15 protein-coding genes and 4 tRNA genes are annotated in these 19,807 nt (G+C 50.0%); all 19 read left to right on the plus strand.

Annotated features, from left to right (window positions below; genetic code table 11):
• The first annotated feature begins 211 nt into the window (after positions 1-211).
• Positions 212-2,131: a tRNA uridine-5-carboxymethylaminomethyl(34) synthesis enzyme MnmG gene (gene mnmG / locus BCM14_RS06455; RefSeq protein ID WP_106227194.1), complete on the plus strand. Its 1,920-nt coding sequence runs from the start codon at positions 212-214 to the stop codon at positions 2,129-2,131.
• 24 nt (positions 2,132-2,155) lie between these two features.
• Positions 2,156-2,827: a 16S rRNA (guanine(527)-N(7))-methyltransferase RsmG gene (rsmG, locus tag BCM14_RS06460; RefSeq protein ID WP_259673462.1), complete on the plus strand. Its 672-nt coding sequence runs from the start codon at positions 2,156-2,158 to the stop codon at positions 2,825-2,827.
• Positions 2,824-3,624: a ParA family protein gene (locus tag BCM14_RS06465; RefSeq protein ID WP_106227196.1), complete on the plus strand. Its 801-nt coding sequence runs from the start codon at positions 2,824-2,826 to the stop codon at positions 3,622-3,624. The genes rsmG and BCM14_RS06465 overlap by 4 nt, the downstream gene beginning before the upstream one ends.
• Positions 3,625-3,642: 18 nt before the next feature.
• On the plus strand, positions 3,643-4,557 hold the full coding sequence (locus BCM14_RS06470) for a ParB/RepB/Spo0J family partition protein (RefSeq protein ID WP_106227405.1): 915 nt from the start codon (positions 3,643-3,645) through the stop codon (positions 4,555-4,557).
• Positions 4,558-4,702: 145 nt separating this feature from the next.
• Positions 4,703-4,789 (plus strand) — tRNA-Tyr (locus BCM14_RS06475).
• 41 nt (positions 4,790-4,830) lie between these two features.
• Positions 4,831-4,904: transfer RNA gene (locus BCM14_RS06480), tRNA-Gly, on the plus strand.
• Positions 4,905-5,004: 100 nt separating this feature from the next.
• Positions 5,005-5,079: transfer RNA gene (locus BCM14_RS06485), tRNA-Thr, on the plus strand.
• Positions 5,080-5,178: 99 nt separating this feature from the next.
• A complete protein-coding gene (gene tuf, locus BCM14_RS06490) occupies positions 5,179-6,369 on the plus strand; it encodes an elongation factor Tu (RefSeq protein WP_106227197.1) in 1,191 nt (396 codons plus the stop codon).
• 58 nt (positions 6,370-6,427) lie between these two features.
• Positions 6,428-6,503, plus strand: a tRNA-Trp gene (locus BCM14_RS06495).
• Between the two features lie 50 nt (positions 6,504-6,553).
• Positions 6,554-6,937, plus strand: coding sequence for a preprotein translocase subunit SecE (gene secE / locus BCM14_RS06500; RefSeq protein WP_106227198.1), 384 nt, complete (start codon positions 6,554-6,556; stop codon positions 6,935-6,937).
• A gap of 12 nt (positions 6,938-6,949) precedes the next feature.
• Complete coding sequence (nusG, locus tag BCM14_RS06505; protein ID WP_106227199.1) at positions 6,950-7,483, plus strand: transcription termination/antitermination protein NusG; 534 nt, start codon at positions 6,950-6,952, stop codon at positions 7,481-7,483.
• Between the two features lie 55 nt (positions 7,484-7,538).
• Positions 7,539-7,970 (plus strand): 50S ribosomal protein L11, encoded by a 432-nt coding sequence (gene rplK / locus BCM14_RS06510; RefSeq protein ID WP_106227200.1) that lies wholly within the window; start codon positions 7,539-7,541, stop codon positions 7,968-7,970.
• A 2-nt stretch (positions 7,971-7,972) separates the two neighbouring features.
• Entirely contained in the window at positions 7,973-8,677 is a 705-nt protein-coding gene (gene rplA / locus BCM14_RS06515) for a 50S ribosomal protein L1 (RefSeq protein ID WP_106227201.1), read from the plus strand.
• A gap of 246 nt (positions 8,678-8,923) precedes the next feature.
• A complete protein-coding gene (rplJ, locus tag BCM14_RS06520; protein WP_106227202.1) occupies positions 8,924-9,448 on the plus strand; it encodes a 50S ribosomal protein L10 in 525 nt (174 codons plus the stop codon).
• 71 nt (positions 9,449-9,519) lie between these two features.
• Positions 9,520-9,897, plus strand: coding sequence for a 50S ribosomal protein L7/L12 (gene rplL / locus BCM14_RS06525; protein WP_106227203.1), 378 nt, complete (start codon positions 9,520-9,522; stop codon positions 9,895-9,897).
• 191 nt (positions 9,898-10,088) lie between these two features.
• A complete protein-coding gene (gene rpoB / locus BCM14_RS06530; RefSeq protein ID WP_106227204.1) occupies positions 10,089-14,201 on the plus strand; it encodes a DNA-directed RNA polymerase subunit beta in 4,113 nt (1,370 codons plus the stop codon).
• Positions 14,201-18,421, plus strand: a complete 4,221-nt coding sequence (rpoC, locus tag BCM14_RS06535) for a DNA-directed RNA polymerase subunit beta' (protein ID WP_106227205.1) — start codon at positions 14,201-14,203, stop codon at positions 18,419-18,421. The genes rpoB and rpoC overlap by 1 nt, the downstream gene beginning before the upstream one ends.
• Before the next feature lie 364 nt (positions 18,422-18,785).
• Complete coding sequence (gene rpsL, locus BCM14_RS06545; RefSeq protein ID WP_106227207.1) at positions 18,786-19,169, plus strand: 30S ribosomal protein S12; 384 nt, start codon at positions 18,786-18,788, stop codon at positions 19,167-19,169.
• A 160-nt stretch (positions 19,170-19,329) separates the two neighbouring features.
• On the plus strand, positions 19,330-19,800 hold the full coding sequence (gene rpsG / locus BCM14_RS06550; protein ID WP_106227208.1) for a 30S ribosomal protein S7: 471 nt from the start codon (positions 19,330-19,332) through the stop codon (positions 19,798-19,800).
• Positions 19,801-19,807: the final 7 nt, after the last annotated feature.

A 19,807-nucleotide genomic window follows, 5' to 3' on the forward strand; every position in this document is an offset into this window, starting at 1 on the left:
GCGAGACAATTATTACCCACAAAGTTATCCACAGGGTTGGCATCAATGTTTCACGTGAAACATCATCCAAATTCATTATTTACTTGTTGTCATGTTTCACGTGAAACAAACGTTAAAGTTGTTAATCTCACTCACCACAATAATAGAGAAGTATTCTTTGAATTAGCAATCAAGGACTATAATTCGACCCCTTACGTAGTACTAATCGGTTATGGAACATCCAAAAATATTCGATGTAATAGTGGTGGGCGGTGGCCACGCAGGAACAGAAGCAGCGCTCGCTTCTGCTAGGTCTGGTGCTTCTACCCTTTTACTTACTCATAATATCGAGACCTTGGGTCAGATGTCATGTAATCCATCAATCGGTGGGATTGGAAAAGGACATCTTGTTAAAGAGATTGATGCCTTGGGTGGAGCAATGGCTATTGCCACTGACGAAGCCGGTATTCAGTTTCGGATATTAAATGGTTCAAAAGGCCCTGCAGTTCGAGCAACTCGGGCCCAGGCTGATCGTGTTTTATATCGCAAAGCTATTCGCAATCGGTTGGAAAACCAGCCTAATCTTTGGCTTTTTCAACAAGCAGTCGATGATCTTATTGTGGAAGGCGACAAAGTCGTTGGTGCAGTTACTCAGATAGGATTGCAATTTCGAGCCAAAGCAGTTGTGCTAACTGCCGGCACATTTCTTAATGGACTCATTCATGTCGGCTTGCAAAACTATACAGCCGGTCGCGCTGGTGATCCGCCAGCGACGCGACTTGGTCAAAAATTAAAAGAGTTAAAGCTACCTCAAGGTCGTCTCAAAACAGGGACCCCACCTCGAATCGATGGTCGCTCAATTAATTACGCTGTTTTGGAAGAGCAACCAGGTGATCTAGATCCGATCCCGGTTTTTTCTTTTTTAGGTTCCCGAGAACTTCATCCACAGCAAGTCTCTTGTTGGATTACTCATACGAACGAAAAAACGCACGATATTATTCGAAGCGGATTAGATCGGTCGCCAATGTATAGCGGAGTGATTGAAGGGGTAGGGCCAAGATACTGTCCTTCGATTGAAGACAAAGTTCATCGTTTTGCCGACAAAAACAGCCATCAAATATTTCTGGAACCTGAGGGGTTAGATACTCACGAAATCTATCCCAACGGCGTCTCAACCAGTCTGCCGTTTGACGTCCAACTCAATCTTATCCACAGCTTGCCAGGACTGGAGCAAGCGCATATTGTTCGACCAGGTTATGCGATTGAGTATGACTATTTTGATCCCAGAGAATTGAAAACCAGTCTTGAGACCAAAAGCATTCAAGGACTATTTTTTGCTGGTCAAATCAACGGGACAACAGGATACGAAGAAGCAGCTGCGCAAGGACTACTCGCCGGAATTAATGCCGCAAGATTAGCTCGAGAGCAAAGCACATTTGTTTTGCGCAGAGATCAAGCTTACATGGGAGTTCTAATCGATGACCTCGTCACAAAAGGGGTTACCGAGCCGTATCGCATGTTCACTTCAAGGGCAGAATACCGACTAAGTCTACGGGAAGATAATGCCGATTGGAGACTCACTGACCTTGGACGGCAATTCGGTATGGTTGACGATGAGAGATGGGAGGCATACAGCCGTAAACGTGAATCCGTTGAAGCTGAGATCCAGCGCTTAAGATCGACGTGGGTAAATCCTAAGATGGTCGAGCAGCACGTTGCTGAAAATACTTTAGGTAAAGCGATAGAACGTGAGTACTTACTATCTGATTTACTTAAACGACCTGGCGTTACTTATCAGACATTGATGGCAATGCCTTATGTCGACGGTGTTCAGATGCCAAACGGTTTACCACCGGGCGACGCGGCAGAACAAGTACAGGTACAAGTGAAATACGAAGGATATATTGCCAGACAGCAAGACGAGATCACTCGAGCGCAGTCTCACGATTTGCAACCAATACCCGGTGATATTGATTATTCTGAAATCCGTAGCTTGTCCTTCGAAGTCCGACAAAAACTCATGCAATATCGCCCTGAGACGATTGGTCAAGCGTCGCGCATGTCTGGCGTCACACCAGCCGCAATCTCGTTGCTCTTAATCCATCTGAAGAGAATCAAATATGGTTCCCAGATAGCAGACAACGCGGCCTAATAGCCAGACTCAATGAACCAAGTGATGTCCTCAAAGTCGAGCGCAGAGCGTCTCATCAAGGCAGGCTCAGCCCTGAATATGACGCTTCAAGCCACAGAGATTGAAAAACTGCTGCATTATGTTGACCAATTACACCTTTGGAACAAAACTTATAACCTCACCGCTGTGCGAAATCCTGATGCCATGCTGGTTCAGCATATATTCGACTGCCTCTCGGTTATCAAGCCCCTAGAAACCTATTTGGCCAAAGTTGTGTCACCTCAGCGTACCGTGTTGGACGTAGGATCAGGAGCGGGCTTACCTGGCATAGTCATCGCCACCATGATGCCCAACACCCAAGTCGAGTGCGTTGATACGGTCGACAAGAAAGCTAGCTTCATACGACAAATGGCAGGTGTATTGGAACTACCTAATTTGATAGCGAATCATGCAAGGATAGAACAGCTGCCACCTAAAAACTGCTCAGTTGTTATTTCCAGAGCGTTCGCTTCCATACAAGATTTCATCGCAGTAGCTGGCCAGCATGTGGGCGAGCATGGCGCCTTGGTGGCAATGAAAGGTCTATACCCAGGTGAAGAGCTGAAACAGATTGAGACCAATAATGCTTGGGCCCTCTTCAAAACAGAAGAACTAAAAATACCCGAACTAAATGCTCACAGATGCATGATCTGGCTAACCAGGAACACCCAACCATGACTACACCCACACCATCCAACATGATGCGCGTATTTTGTATCGCTAATCAAAAGGGCGGCGTCGGTAAAACTACCACTACGACTAACCTTGCCGCTGGTTTAGCCTCGCACGCCAAACGGGTCTTGTTAATTGACCTTGATCCCCAAGGCAATGCAACCATGGGTAGCGGGATTGATAAAAGTAGTATCGAGCACACTGTTTACGATGTTCTCATCAACGAATGTGAAATAAGGCAAGCCATCGTCGCCTCAGATTCAGGTGGCTATGACGTCCTCCCCGCAAATCGCGAACTAGCAGGTGCAGAGATTGACTTAGTTGGCTTTAATGAGCGAGAGCTGCAATTAAAGAAGGCCATAGACCAGGTTTCAGACCGCTATGACTTTGTTCTGATTGATTGCCCGCCTGCCTTATCGCTATTGACGCTGAATGGATTGGCTGCGGCACACGGGGTAATAATCCCAATGCAGTGCGAGTATTTCGCCCTTGAAGGTTTGTCCGACTTGGTCAATACGATTAAACGGGTTCATCGCAACATCAACAACGATTTGACCTTAATTGGTTTGTTAAGAGTGATGTTTGATCCAAGGATGACATTGCAACAACAAGTTTCTGCACAATTAGAGCAACACTTCGGCGACAAAGTTTTTAAAACCATTGTTCCGAGAAACGTTCGTCTGGCTGAAGCGCCTAGTTATGGAATCCCCGGCGTCAGCTATGACAAATCATCCCGTGGCGCAAAGGCTTATATCGATTTCGCCCAAGAAGTAATTGAACGAACAGAAAACGGCGTGCAGTAAATGAAGACAGGAAACGCAATGGTAACGAAAAAAACAAAAGGCCTTGGACGAGGTCTCGACGTCTTGTTGGGCGCAGACGGCCCATCGCTTGAAGTACTGGATGCTGGGTCAAATCAACCACGACCAAATCAGTTGCCGCTCTCCCAACTGCAAGCAGGCAAATATCAACCACGTACCCGCATGGATGAAGGGGCCCTTGCTGAACTAGCAGACTCCATTCGTACACAGGGCATCATGCAGCCTATTCTCGTGCGCCAGGTGAGTAAAGCACCGATTCGTTATGAAATTATTGCTGGCGAACGTCGATTTCGCGCCGCACAGTTAGCCGGACTGGAAGAAGTACCGGTATTAATTCGCGACGTAGCGGATGAACATGCAGCAGTCATGGCACTGATAGAAAATATTCAGCGCGAAGATCTCAGTGCAATTGAAGAGGCTCAGGGAGTTAAAAGACTTCTTGAAGAATTCAACTTAACGCATGAACAAGCCGCTGCAGCAATTGGTCGTTCTCGGTCAGCCACTTCAAACTTATTGCGGTTGTTGAACCTTGCGTCAGTCGTTCAAACGATGCTTTTAGCTGGCGATATTGATATGGGCCACGCCAGAGCGTTATTAGCGGTGGATTCCGCTACGCAGATCCAACTGGCCAATCAAATCATCGCCAAGGGCCTGTCGGTTCGAGAAGCTGAGAAATTAGTAACCCGCACGGCAGCTGACACGACTTCTCAACAAACCAATAACAAAAAAGATAAGACTAAATCTCGAGATTTAACCCGGATTGAAGAGGCGTTGTCAGACAAACTAAATACGAAAGTGACGTTGAAGGCCGACGCCAAAGGTAGAGGTCAAATGCTCATTGAATTTCATAATTGGGACAATTTCTCAGCAGTAATAGAAAAAATGAACCTTAAGGATGTGCTCAGCGAAGCTTAGCCAGACACCTTCGCCGAAACGAGCCAACAACCAGCAAGCAGAACTAATCAAGTAAACCGGTAGGTCCGCACCCGAAAGTCAGCAGACAGATGCGCGTTGACTTGACAATACGTAAAACTTCCCCCATAATCGTTGGTTCTCTTGTGGAGAGGTGCCCGAGTGGTTAAAGGGGGCAGACTGTAAATCTGTTGGCCTTGCGCCTACGTTGGTTCGAATCCAACCTTCTCCACCAGAAAACTGTTTTAAGCGGTCCCAAACTACTGAAACGACCTCGCGGGTGTAGCTCAATGGTAGAGCAGAAGCCTTCCAAGCTTACGACGAGGGTTCGATTCCCTTCACCCGCTCCAGTAAATGTTGAGCGGCAAGGTTGCAGTAATGAAGGGACTTACTTCGAGCGGTGAGTCGTACAGATTTAATGGTTCGTGGGGTCGGTTTCCCGGCGAATGCGCCCATGTGGCTCAGTGGTAGAGCACTCCCTTGGTAAGGGAGAGGTCACGCGTTCGATCCGCGTCATGGGCACCAAAGGCATTTGTGCTTTACCGCAGTATTGAAATAGATTTGTTTAAACGTTTTTGTTATTCAACCTAAGTCACCAGCTTAAGTAAAGGTCAGGAGTCTGCCATGGCAAAAGAAAAGTTCGAACGTACCAAGCCCCACGTAAACGTCGGCACAATCGGCCACGTTGACCACGGCAAGACCACACTGACCGCAGCGATCACAACGGTTCTGTCGAAGAAATTTGGCGGCGAAGCAAAAGGTTATGCGCAGATCGATGCAGCACCTGAAGAGCGTGCTCGCGGTATTACGATTAACACGGCTCACGTTGAGTACGAGACGGCTACCCGTCACTACGCCCACGTTGATTGCCCAGGCCACGCCGACTACATCAAGAACATGATCACCGGTGCCGCACAGATGGACGGCGCGATTCTGGTCGTGTCCGCTGCCGACGGCCCAATGCCCCAGACGCGCGAGCACATTCTGCTGTCACGCCAGGTGGGCGTGCCTTACATCATCGTGTTCCTGAACAAGGCTGACATGGTTGATGATGAAGAGTTGCTCGAACTCGTCGAGATGGAAGTGCGTGAGCTGCTTTCTAAATACGAATTCCCAGGCGATGACACACCAATCGTTAAGGGTTCAGCCAAGTTGGCACTTGAAGGCGACACTGGCCCACTGGGCGAACAAGCCATCATGGCATTGGCCGATGCGCTGGATTCATACATTCCGACGCCAGAGCGCGCGGTTGACGGTGCGTTCCTCATGCCCGTTGAAGACGTGTTCTCGATCTCGGGCCGTGGCACCGTGGTGACCGGTCGTATCGAGCGCGGTATCGTTAAAGTCGGCGAAGAGATTGAGATCGTCGGTATCCACGACACACTGAAGACGACTTGCACGGGCGTTGAGATGTTCCGCAAACTGCTTGACCAAGGTCAGGCGGGCGATAACGTCGGTATCCTGTTGCGCGGCACCAAGCGTGAAGAAGTCGAGCGTGGCCAAGTACTGGCCAAGCCTGGTTCGATCAAGCCACACACAGACTTCACCGCCGAGGTGTACATTCTGTCGAAAGACGAAGGCGGTCGTCATACCCCCTTCTTCCAAGGCTATCGCCCACAGTTCTACTTCCGTACGACTGATGTGACCGGCACGATTGAATTGCCAGCAGATAAAGAAATGGTTCTGCCAGGCGATAACGTCTCGATGGTTGTGAAGTTGATCAACCCGATCGCAATGGAAGAAGGTCTGCGTTTCGCTATCCGCGAAGGTGGCCGTACCGTTGGCGCCGGCGTCGTTGCGAAAATTCTGAAGTAAAAATCAGTAAGGGGCACGAACCTGAAAAGGTTTGTGACTTGTTTAGCAGTACTGGTACAGGGGCGTAGCTCAATTGGCAGAGTGTCGGTCTCCAAAACCGAAGGTTGGGGGTTCGAGGCCCTCCGCCCCTGCCACAGCCAATAAACAGTGTTAATCGCACTACTTGTGTTAACACAAAAAGAAAATGTCGAATACATCAGTCGAGTCAGTAACCAGCAGCACCGACCGCATCAAACTGGCATTATCAGTTTTAGTGGTCATCGCGGGTATCGTTGCCTTCTCAATGTTTGAAGGCAAGTGGCCAGCGGTTGCGCGCGTGGGTGTGTTCGTTGTGAGTTTAATAATTGCCGCGCTAATAGCGTGGTCGAGCGAACCCGGACGACGTACCATTGCGTTCGGTCAGGATTCCTACAATGAGGTCAAGCGCGTTTCTTGGCCTACTCGGAAAGAAACCATGCAGATGACAGGCATCGTTTTTGCCTTTGTCGCAGTAATGGGTTTGTTTCTGTGGATTCTCGACCGAACTGTTGAGTGGGTGCTGTTTAGTGTCTTGCTTGGCTGGAAATAATAAAGGCGATCGATGAGCAAACGTTGGTATGTTGTTCATGTCTATTCCGGCATGGAAAAAAGTGTTCACAAAGCAATGGTTGAGCGCATTGAGCGCGCAGGCTTGCAAGATGCTTTTGGTCAGATTCTGGTTCCCTCTGAAGAGGTGGTTGAATCGAAGAATGGTCAAAAGTCAATTAGTGAACGTCGGATATTTCCTGGTTATGTTCTCGTCGAAATGGAACTGACCGACGAAAGTTGGCACGTTATTAAGAACACCCCTCGTGTCACGGGCTTTCTTGGTGGATCGGGTAACCGTCCTTCGCCAATATCCGAAAAGGAAGTTGCGAAGATTCTGTCTCAGATGGAAGAGGGTATCGAGAAACCACGTCCCAAAGTCTTGTTTGAAGTGGGCGAAATGATACGTGTTAAAGAAGGCCCATTTGCCGATTTCAATGGCAACGTTGAAGAAGTGAATTACGAGAAGAGCAAAGTACGTGTTTCAGTAGCAATTTTTGGACGCTCAACACCAGTTGAGCTTGATTTCAGTCAGGTCGAAAAGACCTGATTAAACCCGGGGAGCCTAATTAACTTTAGGCGCTTGAACCCACTAGGAGTAAAGCATGGCGAAAAAAATCATAGGCTTCATCAAGCTGCAAGTGCCAGCTGGTAAAGCTAATCCTTCACCACCGATTGGTCCAGCTTTGGGTCAGCGCGGTTTGAACATCATGGAATTCTGCAAGGCATTTAATGCCAAGACCCAGGGCTTGGAGCCAGGTCTGCCCATTCCTGTCGTGATCACCGCGTTTGCAGACAAGAGCTTCACTTTCATCATGAAGACGCCTCCGGCGACTATCTTGATCAAGAAAGCTGCAGGGATTCAAAAGGGTTCTGCCACCCCACATACCGATAAAGTCGGTAAGTTGACTCGTGCTCAAGCTGAAGAAATCGCGAAGGCGAAAGCGCCTGACCTAACAGCTGCTGATCTTGACGCTGCGGTCCGTACGATCGCTGGTAGCGCCCGCAGTATGGGCATCACGGTAGAGGGAGTCTAATCATGGCAAAGCTTTCAAAACGCATGGCTCTTGTTGCCGGCAAAATCGATCGTGAAAAGTTTTACCCGGTTACTGAGGCAATTGCCCTTGTTAAAGAGTGTGCAACGGCAAAGTTTAACGAGTCAATCGACATCGCCGTGCAACTTGGTATCGACCCTAAGAAGTCTGATCAGTTGGTTCGTGGTTCTGTCGTGTTGCCAGCAGGTACAGGTAAGTCAGTTCGCGTAGCGGTTTTCGCACAGGGTGACAAGGCTGAACAAGCTAAAGCTGCCGGTGCTGACATTGTTGGTATGGAAGACCTGGCCGAACAAATCAAAGGCGGCACGTTTAACTTTGACGTGGTTATCGCTTCACCAGATACGATGCGTATCGTTGGTACGCTGGGTCAGATCCTCGGTCCGCGCGGTCTGATGCCTAACCCAAAAGTTGGTACGGTGACCCCGGATGTGGCGCAAGCAGTTAAAAACGCCAAAGCTGGTCAGGTTCAATACCGTACTGATAAAGCCGGTATTGTTCACGCAACAATTGGTCGCGCATCGTTCGACGTTGAACAACTGAGAACCAATTTAGCCGCTTTGGTCGATGCTTTGAACAAAGCTCGCCCGTCAGCAGCAAAAGGTATTTACCTTCGTAAGCTGGCAGTGTCGTCCACGATGGGCGGCGGTGCTCGTGTCGAAGTGGCTTCGTTGACGGCTACCCAACAGTAATCGTCAATATGTAAAGGCTTTGGGCTGCATTCGGATTTATCCGAATGTTGCTGTCAAAGACGGTTGGAGTCGATGTTGCGGCGATGGAATTCTCTGTCCTTGTAACTGACACTTAATCCCAGGTTGTTTCTGGATCCAGCCTAGACGGCGTCCACGGAAGATTTCTATTAGATTTCGTCCAGGTTCGCCGCATTCGGTTGATGCAAGGGAATTATCCCAGGCATCTTATGATGGAGTGTTCAAACCGTGAGTCTCAATCGTCAAGAGAAGGCAATTGTCATCGAGGAAGTTACGACCCAGGTCGCAGCCGCTCAATCGATCGTCGTTGCAGAGTACCGTGGTCTGGACGTCGCCTCTGTCACCGTACTGCGTAAAACTGCGCGTGAATCGGGTGTGTACTTGCGAGTCCTTAAAAACTCGTTGGCACGCCGGGCTATTTCTGGCACACCTTTCGAAGGGTTGTCCGATAAGCTTACCGGTCCATTGATTTATGGAATCAGTGTAGATCCGGTCGCCGCTGCAAAAGTGTTATCTGCATTTTCGAAAACCAACGATAAGCTCGTCATCAAAGCTGGGGCATTGCCCAACAGCGTATTTGATGCCGAAGGCGTTAAGGCTTTGGCCACGATGCCTTCACGCGAAGAATTGTTGTCGAAATTGCTTGGCACCATGCAAGCACCGATCGCAACGTTCGTCCGTACCCTCAATGAAATTCCAACCAAGTTTGTGCGTGGCCTAGCAGCTGTGCGCGATCAGAAAGAGGCTGCATAAGTCTGTTGGACTTCATTGAAGACAAAAGCGATACCAACCCCTGGCAATTTATTTAATCTGGAGTATTAACAATGGCTACTAAAGCTGAAATCCTTGATGCCATCTCGGCAATGACCGTTCTGGAACTCTCAGAACTGATCAAAGAAATGGAAGAGAAGTTTGGCGTGTCTGCCGCTGCCGCTGCTGTTGCTGTCGCAGCACCTGCTGCTGGTGGTGCTGCCGCTGTTGCTGAAGAGCAAACAGAGTTTACTGTTCACCTCACCGAAATTGGCGCAAACAAAGTTAGCGTCATTAAGGCCGTTCGTGAAATCACTGGTCTTGGCTTGAAAGAAGCTAAAGATCTGGTTGATGCAACACCAAAGCCAGTTAAAGAAGGCATGGCTAAAGCTGACGCTGAAGCCGCCAAGAAGAAGCTTGAAGAAGCTGGCGCTAAGGCTGAATTGAAGTAAGCCTTGCCAGTGTCGCCCGGGTGCGCCAATAGGCTATCCCGGGCGTTTGCGCTTTCAGAAAACCCCTCAGCGGGGCTTGGCTCTACAGAGCAGAAGGGTTTTCTGAAGTCGTAGAAAGTAGTGCTAGTACAGATATTTATAAGCCCGTGGCCGTGGTTTGACGGCCTTTGTAACCTCGAGTCGGAGTGCCAATGCCTTACTCGTTTACCGAAAAAAAGCGCATCCGCAAAAGCTTCGCCAAGCGTGAGGACGTTCAAAACGTTCCTTTTCTCCTGGCGACTCAACTGCAATCCTATTTAACCTTTTTGCAAGCCGAACTTGCCGCGAACGCTCGTAAAGAGCAAGGTTTGCAGGCGGCTTTCAATTCGATCTTCCCGATCGTTAGCCATAACAATATGGCGCGACTCGAGTTCGTCAGCTACTCGCTGGGTGAACCCGTGTTCGACGTCAAAGAGTGTCAGCTACGTGGGTTGAACTATGCCTCGCCATTGCGCGCCAAGGTACGCCTTGTCCTGCTTGATCGTGAGATTAGTAAACCCACAGTAAAAGAAATCAAAGAGCAGGAAGTCTACATGGGCGAAATTCCGCTCATGACCAGCACTGGCTCTTTTGTCATCAATGGCACTGAGCGCGTCATTGTGTCGCAGCTGCATCGTTCGCCAGGCGTGTTCTTCGAACACGACCGCGGCAAAACGCATAGTTCGGGCAAACTGCTATTTTCTGCACGGGTTATTCCTTACCGGGGCTCATGGCTGGATTTCGAGTTTGATCCGAAAGATCTGCTGTTCTTCCGTGTGGATCGTCGCCGCAAAATGCCGGTAACGATTCTGCTGAAAGCAATTGGCATGACGCCTGAAACTATATTGTCCCAATTCTTTGAGTTCGATGAGTTCGAACTTCAATCTGAAGGCGCAATGATGGAGTTCATCGGCGATCGCTGGAAAGGCGAAGTCGCGCGTTTCGATATTTCTGATAAGTCAGGCAAAGTGCTTATCGAAAAAGACAAGCGCATTAATGCTAAGCACCTGCGCGATGCTGCTGCAGCGAAAATCGAAAGAGTATCGGTCCCCGAAGACTTTTTGATTGGGCGCGTACTGGCCACAAATATCGTTGATGTGGATACTGGCGAAGTCGTTGCCTCGGCGAACGAAGAAATTTCAGAATCAACCCTGAACACGCTGCGGATTGCTGGTGTAAGTAAGATAAAAACCTTATTCACGAATGATCTTGATCGCGGTCCCTTCATCTCACAAACGCTTCGCACGGATGAAACCGGGGATCAGCTGGCCGCACGGGTTGCTATCTACCGCATGATGCGCCCTGGTGAACCACCAACGGAAGATGCAGTTGAGGCGCTGTTCCAGCGCTTGTTCTACAGCGAAGACACTTATGATTTGTCTCGCGTAGGTCGCATGAAAGTAAACAGCCGTTTGGGTCGCGGTGATGACATCACTGGCGCAATGACGCTGACCAATGACGATATTCTCGAAACAATCAAGATCCTCGTCGAATTGCGTAACGGCCGTGGCCAGATCGATGATATTGATCACCTGGGTAATCGTCGCGTGCGTTGCGTTGGTGAGTTGGCAGAAAATCAGTTCCGGGCCGGATTAGTCCGCGTTGAGCGCGCAGTCAAAGAGCGTCTCGGTCAAGCCGAAACTGAAAATCTGATGCCACACGATTTGATCAACTCCAAGCCTATTTCGGCTGCGATCAAAGAGTTCTTCGGCTCAAGCCAATTATCGCAATTTATGGATCAAACCAATCCATTGTCCGAGATCACGCACAAGCGTCGTGTATCGGCCTTGGGACCTGGCGGCTTGACCCGTGAACGTGCCGGTTTCGAGGTTCGTGACGTGCATCCGACGCATTACGGTCGTGTCTGTCCGATTGAGACCCCTGAAGGTCCAAACATCGGTCTGATTAATTCAATGGCGCTGTTCGCTCGTTTGAACGAGTATGGCTTCCTTGAAACACCTTATCGTAAAGTTGTAGACGGTTCGGTAACTGATCAGATTGATTACCTGTCGGCGATTGCTGAGGGTAATTACATTATCGCCCAGGCTAACGCAGAGCTCAGCGAAAGCGGCAAATTCACCGACGAGCTGGTGGCTTGCCGTCAAGCTGGTGAAACCTTGCTGACGTCGCCAGCGAATGTTAACTATATGGACGTTGCGCCTTCGCAAATCGTTTCTGTCGCCGCATCATTGATCCCCTTCCTTGAGCACGATGACGCGAACCGCGCCTTGATGGGTGCAAACATGCAACGTCAGGCAGTTCCTTGCTTGCGTCCCGAAAAGCCAGTCGTTGGCACAGGCGTTGAGCGCACGGTTGCTGTTGACTCAGGCACGACCGTTCAAGCATTGCGCGGTGGTTTAGTCGACCACGTTGATGCTGACCGTATCGTGATTCGTGTGAACGATAGCGAGAATGTGGCAGGCGAAGTTGGCGTTGATATCTACAACCTGATCAAGTACACGCGTTCCAACCAGAATACCAACATCAACCAACGCCCTATCGTGCGTCGCGGTGATGTCGTGGCTGCTGGTGACGTCCTTGCTGATGGCGCATCAACTGACTTGGGCGAATTAGCCCTTGGTCAGAACATGTTAATCGCCTTCATGCCCTGGAACGGTTACAACTTCGAAGATTCGATTTTGATCTCTGAAAAAGTTGTTGCTGATGATCGCTACACTTCGATCCACATCGAAGAGCTGACGGTCGTTGCTCGTGATACCAAACTGGGCCCTGAAGAAATCACACGGGACATCAGCAACTTGGCTGAAACACAGCTCAATCGTCTGGATGATTCAGGCATTGTGCATATTGGCGCCGAAGTTCGTGCGGATGATGTGTTAGTCGGTAAAGTGACACCTAAAGGTGAAACACAACTGACCCCCGAAGAGAAACTGCTTCGTGCGATTTTTGGTGAAAAAGCATCCGACGTTAAAGACACCTCGCTGCGCGTGCCCTCAGGCATGGTCGGTACGGTGATTGATGTTCAGGTGTTCACGCGTGAAGGTATCGTGCGTGACAAGCGCGCGCAATCCATCATTGATGATGAACTGCGTCGCTATCGCCAGGATTTGAACGATCAGTTGCGTATCGTCGAGAACGACACGTTTGACCGTATCGAAAAAATGCTTGTTAATAAAGTGGTCAATGGCGGCCCTAAAAAGTTAGCTAAAGGCGCAAGCATTACGGCAGAGTATCTAGTCGACATGGATCGCTGGCAGTGGTTCGACATTCGCTTGGCCGATGAGGCTAATGCGGTTGTCCTCGAACAAGCTAAGGATTCACTCGAACAGAAACGTCATCAATTTGATCTCGCGTTTGAAGAAAAGCGTAAGAAGCTCACCCAGGGCGACGAATTGCCACCCGGTGTGTTGAAGATGATCAAAGTTTACTTGGCCGTTAAGCGTCGCTTGCAGCCTGGTGACAAGATGGCAGGTCGTCATGGTAACAAAGGTGTTGTTTCGCGTATCACTCCAGTAGAAGACATGCCCCATATGGCAGACGGTACCCCAGCGGATATCGTGTTGAATCCTTTGGGCGTTCCATCACGGATGAACGTCGGACAGGTGCTAGAGGTCCATCTGGGCTGGGCTGCAAAAGGTCTGGGTCATCGCATCGGTGAAATGCTGCGTGATCAACAGAAAGTAGAAGTCAAAAAGATTCGGACTTTCCTTGAAAAGATCTACAACAGCACGGGCACAGGTGCTCGCCTTGACGAGTTGAATGACGACGAAGTCATTGAACTGGCTCAAAACCTGCGTAATGGCGTTCCATTTGCGACCCCCGTCTTTGACGGTGCGACCGAAGCAGAAATCACTGGCATGCTCGAGTTTGCTTATCCACAAGATGTTGCAGACCGCATGGGCTTGACAGAAAGCCGCACGCAAGCGTGGCTCTATGACGGCCGTACTGGTGAGCAATTCGAGCGCCCTGTAACGGTTGGCTACATGCACTATCTGAAACTGCACCACTTGGTGGATGACAAGATGCATGCCCGTTCAACGGGACCGTATTCGCTTGTTACTCAGCAACCGCTGGGTGGTAAGGCTCAGTTCGGTGGTCAGCGTTTTGGTGAGATGGAGGTGTGGGCACTTGAGGCTTATGGCGCGTCTTACACGTTGCAGGAAATGTTGACGGTGAAGTCCGATGACATCACTGGTCGTACTAAGGTTTATGAAAACATTGTTAAGGGCGACCACACGATCGACGCAGGCATGCCTGAATCGTTCAACGTGTTGGTTAAGGAAATCCGTTCCTTGGCCCTCGACATGGATCTGGAGCGTAAATAATGAAAGCGCTACTCGACTTATTTAAGCAAGTCTCCCAAGACGAACAGTTCGATGCCATCAAAATTGGCATTGCGTCGCCCGAAAAGATCCGCTCATGGTCTTACGGTGAAGTTCGTAAGCCAGAGACTATCAACTACCGCACGTTTAAGCCTGAGCGTGATGGTTTGTTTTGCTCGAAGATTTTTGGTCCCATCAAGGACTACGAATGTTTGTGCGGCAAATATAAACGTCTCAAGCACCGTGGTGTGATTTGTGAGAAGTGCGGCGTTGAAGTGACCGTGGCCAAAGTGCGCCGAGAGCGCATGGGCCATATCGAACTCGCCAGCCCAGTTGCGCACATCTGGTTCTTGAAGAGCCTGCCTTCCCGTTTAGGCATGGTTCTCGACATGACCTTGCGCGACATCGAGCGCGTGCTTTACTTCGAAGCATGGTGCGTCATCGAGCCAGGAATGACCCCGCTCAAGCGTGGTCAAATCATGTCAGATGATGATTTCATTGCTAAGACCGAAGAGTATGGCGACGATTTCCGTGCCCTGATGGGTGCAGAAGCTGTTCGTGAATTGCTTCGTACTATCGATATCGATCGCGAAGTTGAAACACTGCGCGGCGAACTTCGCGCAACCTCGTCCGAAGCCAAGATTAAGAAAATATCCAAGCGCCTGAAAGTGCTTGAGGGTTTTCAGAAATCTGGTATCAAAGCCGAGTGGATGGTGATGGAAGTCTTGCCAGTGCTGCCACCGGATTTGCGTCCGCTGGTTCCTCTGGATGGTGGTCGTTTTGCTACCTCAGACTTGAACGATCTCTATCGTCGCGTTATTAACCGCAACAATCGTCTCAAGCGCTTGTTAGAGTTGAAAGCCCCAGAAATCATCTTGCGTAACGAAAAGCGCATGTTGCAAGAGTCTGTTGACTCTCTGTTGGATAACGGCCGTCGTGGTAAAGCGATGACTGGTGCTAACAAGCGGCAACTGAAGTCACTTGCCGATATGATTAAAGGTAAGAGCGGTCGCTTCCGTCAGAACTTGCTTGGTAAGCGCGTTGACTATTCGGGTCGTTCGGTGATTGTGGTCGGTCCACAACTCAAACTGCACCAGTGCGGTCTGCCAAAGTTAATGGCACTCGAGTTGTTCAAGCCTTTCATTTTCAATCGTCTGGAACTGATGGGTTTAGCCACGACGATCAAAGCAGCTAAAAAGCTTGTAGAAAGCCAAGAGCCAGTGGTGTGGGATATTCTCGAAGACGTGATTCGCGAACATCCGGTCATGCTCAACCGTGCGCCAACCCTGCACCGTCTTGGTATTCAGGCCTTTGAACCAGTTCTGATCGAAGGCAAGGCAATCCAGCTGCATCCACTCGTTTGCGCGGCCTTTAACGCTGACTTCGACGGTGACCAGATGGCGGTCCACGTCCCTCTGTCGCTCGAAGCGCAGATGGAAGCACGCACGCTGATGCTTGCATCGAACAACGTGTTGTTCCCCGCTAACGGCGAACCGTCGATCGTTCCGTCACAAGATATCGTGCTGGGCTTGTACTACGCGACTCGCGAGCGTATCAACGGCAAAGGCGAAGGCATGTTCTTTGCCGACGTCGCGGAAGTTCAACGCGCTTACGATAACCGTGAAGTTACTTTGCAAACACGTATCACCGTGCGTTTGCCTGAGTACACGCGTGTTGGCAAAAATGAATTCGAGCAAGGCATTCAGCGCGTTGAAACAACCGTTGGACGCGCCCTGCTTTCTGAAATTCTGCCGAAAGGTCTTCCTTTCTCGGTCTTGAATCGCGCCCTGAAAAAGAAAGAAATTTCACGTTTGATTAACCAGTCCTTCCGTCGCTGTGGTCTGCGCGATACGGTCATCTTCGCTGACAAACTGATGCAGTCGGGTTTCCGTCTAGCAACGCGTGGCGGTATTTCTATCGCTATGGGCGATATGTTGATCCCTCCAGTCAAGGTCGATATCTTGGCTGAAGCGAGCCGTGAGGTTAAAGAGATCGACAAGCAGTATTCGTCTGGTCTGGTGACATCTCAAGAGCGCTACAACAACGTTGTGGATATCTGGGGCAAGGCTGGCGATAAAGTCGGCAAGGCCATGATGGAGCAACTTGCCACCGAGCCAGTGGTTGATCGGCATGGTGACAACGTTCGCCAGGAGTCTTTCAATTCCATCTACATGATGGCCGACTCAGGCGCGCGTGGTTCAGCTGCCCAGATTCGCCAGTTGGCTGGTATGCGTGGATTGATGGCTAAGCCAGACGGCTCAATCATCGAGACACCCATTACAGCTAACTTCCGTGAAGGTCTTAACGTGTTGCAGTACTTCATCTCAACACACGGTGCACGTAAAGGTCTTGCCGATACCGCACTGAAGACAGCAAACTCGGGTTACCTGACACGCCGTTTGGTTGATGTGACGCAAGATCTGGTCATTACTGAAAACGACTGCGGTACGTCCCACGGTTATTCGATGAAAGCCCTCGTTGAGGGTGGCGAAGTAATCGAACCATTGCGCGAGCGTATTCTTGGTCGTGTGGCCGCAGTTGACATTGTCAACCCTGACACACAAGAAACAGCAATCTTTGCGGGTACGCTGCTTGACGAAGACCTCGTCGATAGCATCGACAAGCTTGGCGTTGATGAAGTTCGCGTTCGTACGCCTTTGACTTGCGAAACTCGTCATGGCCTTTGTGCGCATTGCTACGGTCGTGACCTCGGTCGCGGTTATTTAGTAAACGTTGGTGAAGCAGTTGGCGTGATCGCTGCTCAATCAATCGGTGAGCCAGGTACCCAGCTGACCATGCGTACTTTCCACATTGGAGGTGCAGCATCGCGCTCAGCAATGGCCAGTGGCGTTGAAACCAAGTCGAATGGTGTCGTGCGCTTTGCCAGCACCATGCGTTACGTGACGAATCCAAAGGGCGAGCGCGTCGCGATCTCCCGCTCAGGCGAAATTGTTATCTTTGGTGACAACGATCGTGAACGTGAGCGTCACAAAGTGCCATACGGTGCAACGTTACAAGTTAACGACGGCGATGTACTGAAGGCCGGTGCGCGTCTGGCAACCTGGGATCCATTGACCCGTCCTATCGTTTCTGAATATGCAGGTTCTGTCCGCTTCGAGAATATCGAAGAAGGCGCAACGGTTGCAAGACAAGTAGACGATGTGACTGGCCTATCCACACTGGTTGTTATCACGCCGAAAACACGTGGCGGCAAAATTGCTCTTCGTCCTCAGATCAAGCTGATAAGCGAAGCTGGCGAAGAAGTCAAAATCGCCGGTACAGATCATTCAGTAAACATCTCGTTCCCCGTCGGTGCATTGATTACCGTTCGTGACGGTCAGCAAGCCCAAGTGGGTGAAGTGCTCGCGCGTATTCCTCAAGAATCGCAGAAGACTCGCGATATTACTGGTGGTCTCCCGCGTGTTGCCGAGCTGTTCGAGGCGCGTTCACCCAAAGATGCCGGCATGCTTGCCGAAGTCACCGGTACTGTCTCCTTCGGTAAAGATACTAAAGGCAAACAACGCTTGGTCATTACTGACCTTGAGGGCATCACTCACGAGTTCCTGATCCCGAAAGAGAAGCAGGTATTGGTGCATGACGGCCAAGTTGTCAACAAAGGTGAGATGATCGTTGATGGCCCTGCTGATCCTCATGACATTCTGCGCTTACAAGGTATTGAGCGTCTAGCCACCTACGTGGTCGATGAAGTTCAAGACGTGTACCGTTTACAGGGTGTGAAGATCAACGATAAGCATATCGAAGTGATTGTTCGTCAGATGTTGCGCCGTATCAATATTGTCGACAATGGCGATACTTCGTTTATCCAGGGTGAACAAGTCGAGCGTGCTGAGCTGCTCAACGAGAATGATCGTGCTGTCGCTGACGGTAAACGTCCAGCCACGTACGACAATATTCTTCTGGGCATCACGAAGGCTTCGTTGTCGACGGATTCGTTTATCTCTGCGGCGTCTTTCCAGGAAACTACCCGAGTGCTTACCGAGGCTGCCATTATGGGCAAGCGCGATGACCTCCGTGGTCTGAAAGAAAACGTCATCGTGGGCCGTCTGATTCCTGCGGGCACGGGCATGGCATACCATGTGGCACGCAAAGAGAAAGAGGCTATCGAGGCAGCAGAACGCGAAGCCGCCCGTCAGTTGCTCAACCCATTCGAAGATGCACCACCACTTGCCATCTTTGACGAGTCTGAGGATACCAACGGGTAACCGACGTCGCTAGTAGGAAATTAAAAAGGCCAAGAGCGTACACCTCTTGGTCTTTTTTACCCGACAGAGCGACTTTTTTGCTTGCTTGGTCTTTGTAACACCCGCAGTTGTGACAATCTCAAGGTTGACATTAGTAGTCATTTTGCGATATGCTAGTGGGCTTAGTCATTTTTATGGCTAACATTAAATAATTTAGTGCAGATCACGGTAGCTCTGGGCTTGCCGAAGGGTCTGGTTTTTAAGCAATACCCGCTCTTTTACGGTTTTCCGTGTCTAAGTGGGTTTGCGCGAGCAGCCCAGGAACGGGAATTCTGGTCAAGCGCCGTAGACAGCGCGAAATCAGAGATAAAAGGGAAAGAAGGTCATGCCAACCATTAGCCAACTCGTGCGTAAACCGCGCGAAGTCAGCGTCACAAAGAGCAAGAGCCCAGCGCTCGAAAATTGCCCTCAGCGACGCGGTGTTTGTACACGTGTGTACACCACCACTCCTAAAAAGCCAAACTCCGCCTTGCGTAAAGTCGCCAAAGTGCGTCTGACCAATGGGTTTGAAATTATTTCGTACATCGGTGGTGAAGGCCATAACCTGCAAGAACACTCGGTCGTGCTGGTGCGCGGCGGTCGTGTAAAAGACTTGCCTGGTGTGCGCTACCACATTGTTCGTGGTTCGCTCGATTTGCAAGGCGTTAAAGATCGTAAGCAGTCTCGCTCCAAGTACGGCGCCAAGCGTCCGAAACAAGCTAAAGGCTAAGCATCTTTCGCGGTAACAAATTTGTATTGCAGTAATGGTACACAGTAGTAGTGCAACTGATTGTGATGGTCATAATCAGGAATCGTAAGTAAGTAGCCATGATGGCTCCTTTAGGGCACAGCAAAGCTGAGGCTCAACTGAATAGACACAAGGAATTGAAATGCCCCGTCGTCGTGAAGTTCCCAAGCGTGACATTCTGCCCGATCCAAAATTCGGCAGTGTCGAGCTCGCAAAATTTATGAACGTTGTGATGTTGTCAGGTAAAAAAGCCGTTGCTGAGCGTATTGTCTACGGTGCGCTCGAACAAGTTCAAGTCAAGACTGGCAAAGAGCCAATCGAAGTCTTCAACTTGGCAATTAACAACATCAAGCCAATAGTCGAAGTAAAAAGCCGCCGTGTGGGTGGTGCCAATTATCAAGTACCGGTCGAAGTTCGCCCGGTTCGTCGTTTGGCACTGGCTATGCGCTGGTTGCGTGAAGCTGCAAAAAAACGCGGTGAGAAATCAATGGATCTGCGCTTGGCTGGCGAACTGCTTGATGCAGCTGAAGGCCGCGGTGCAGCCATGAAAAAACGCGATGATACGCACAAGATGGCGGATGCTAACAAAGCATTCAGTCATTTCCGTTGGTAATCTAAGG

The sequence above is a fragment of the Jezberella montanilacus genome (assembly GCF_003003055.1).
In the GTDB taxonomy this organism is placed as follows: domain Bacteria; phylum Pseudomonadota; class Gammaproteobacteria; order Burkholderiales; family Burkholderiaceae_B; genus Zwartia; species Zwartia montanilacus.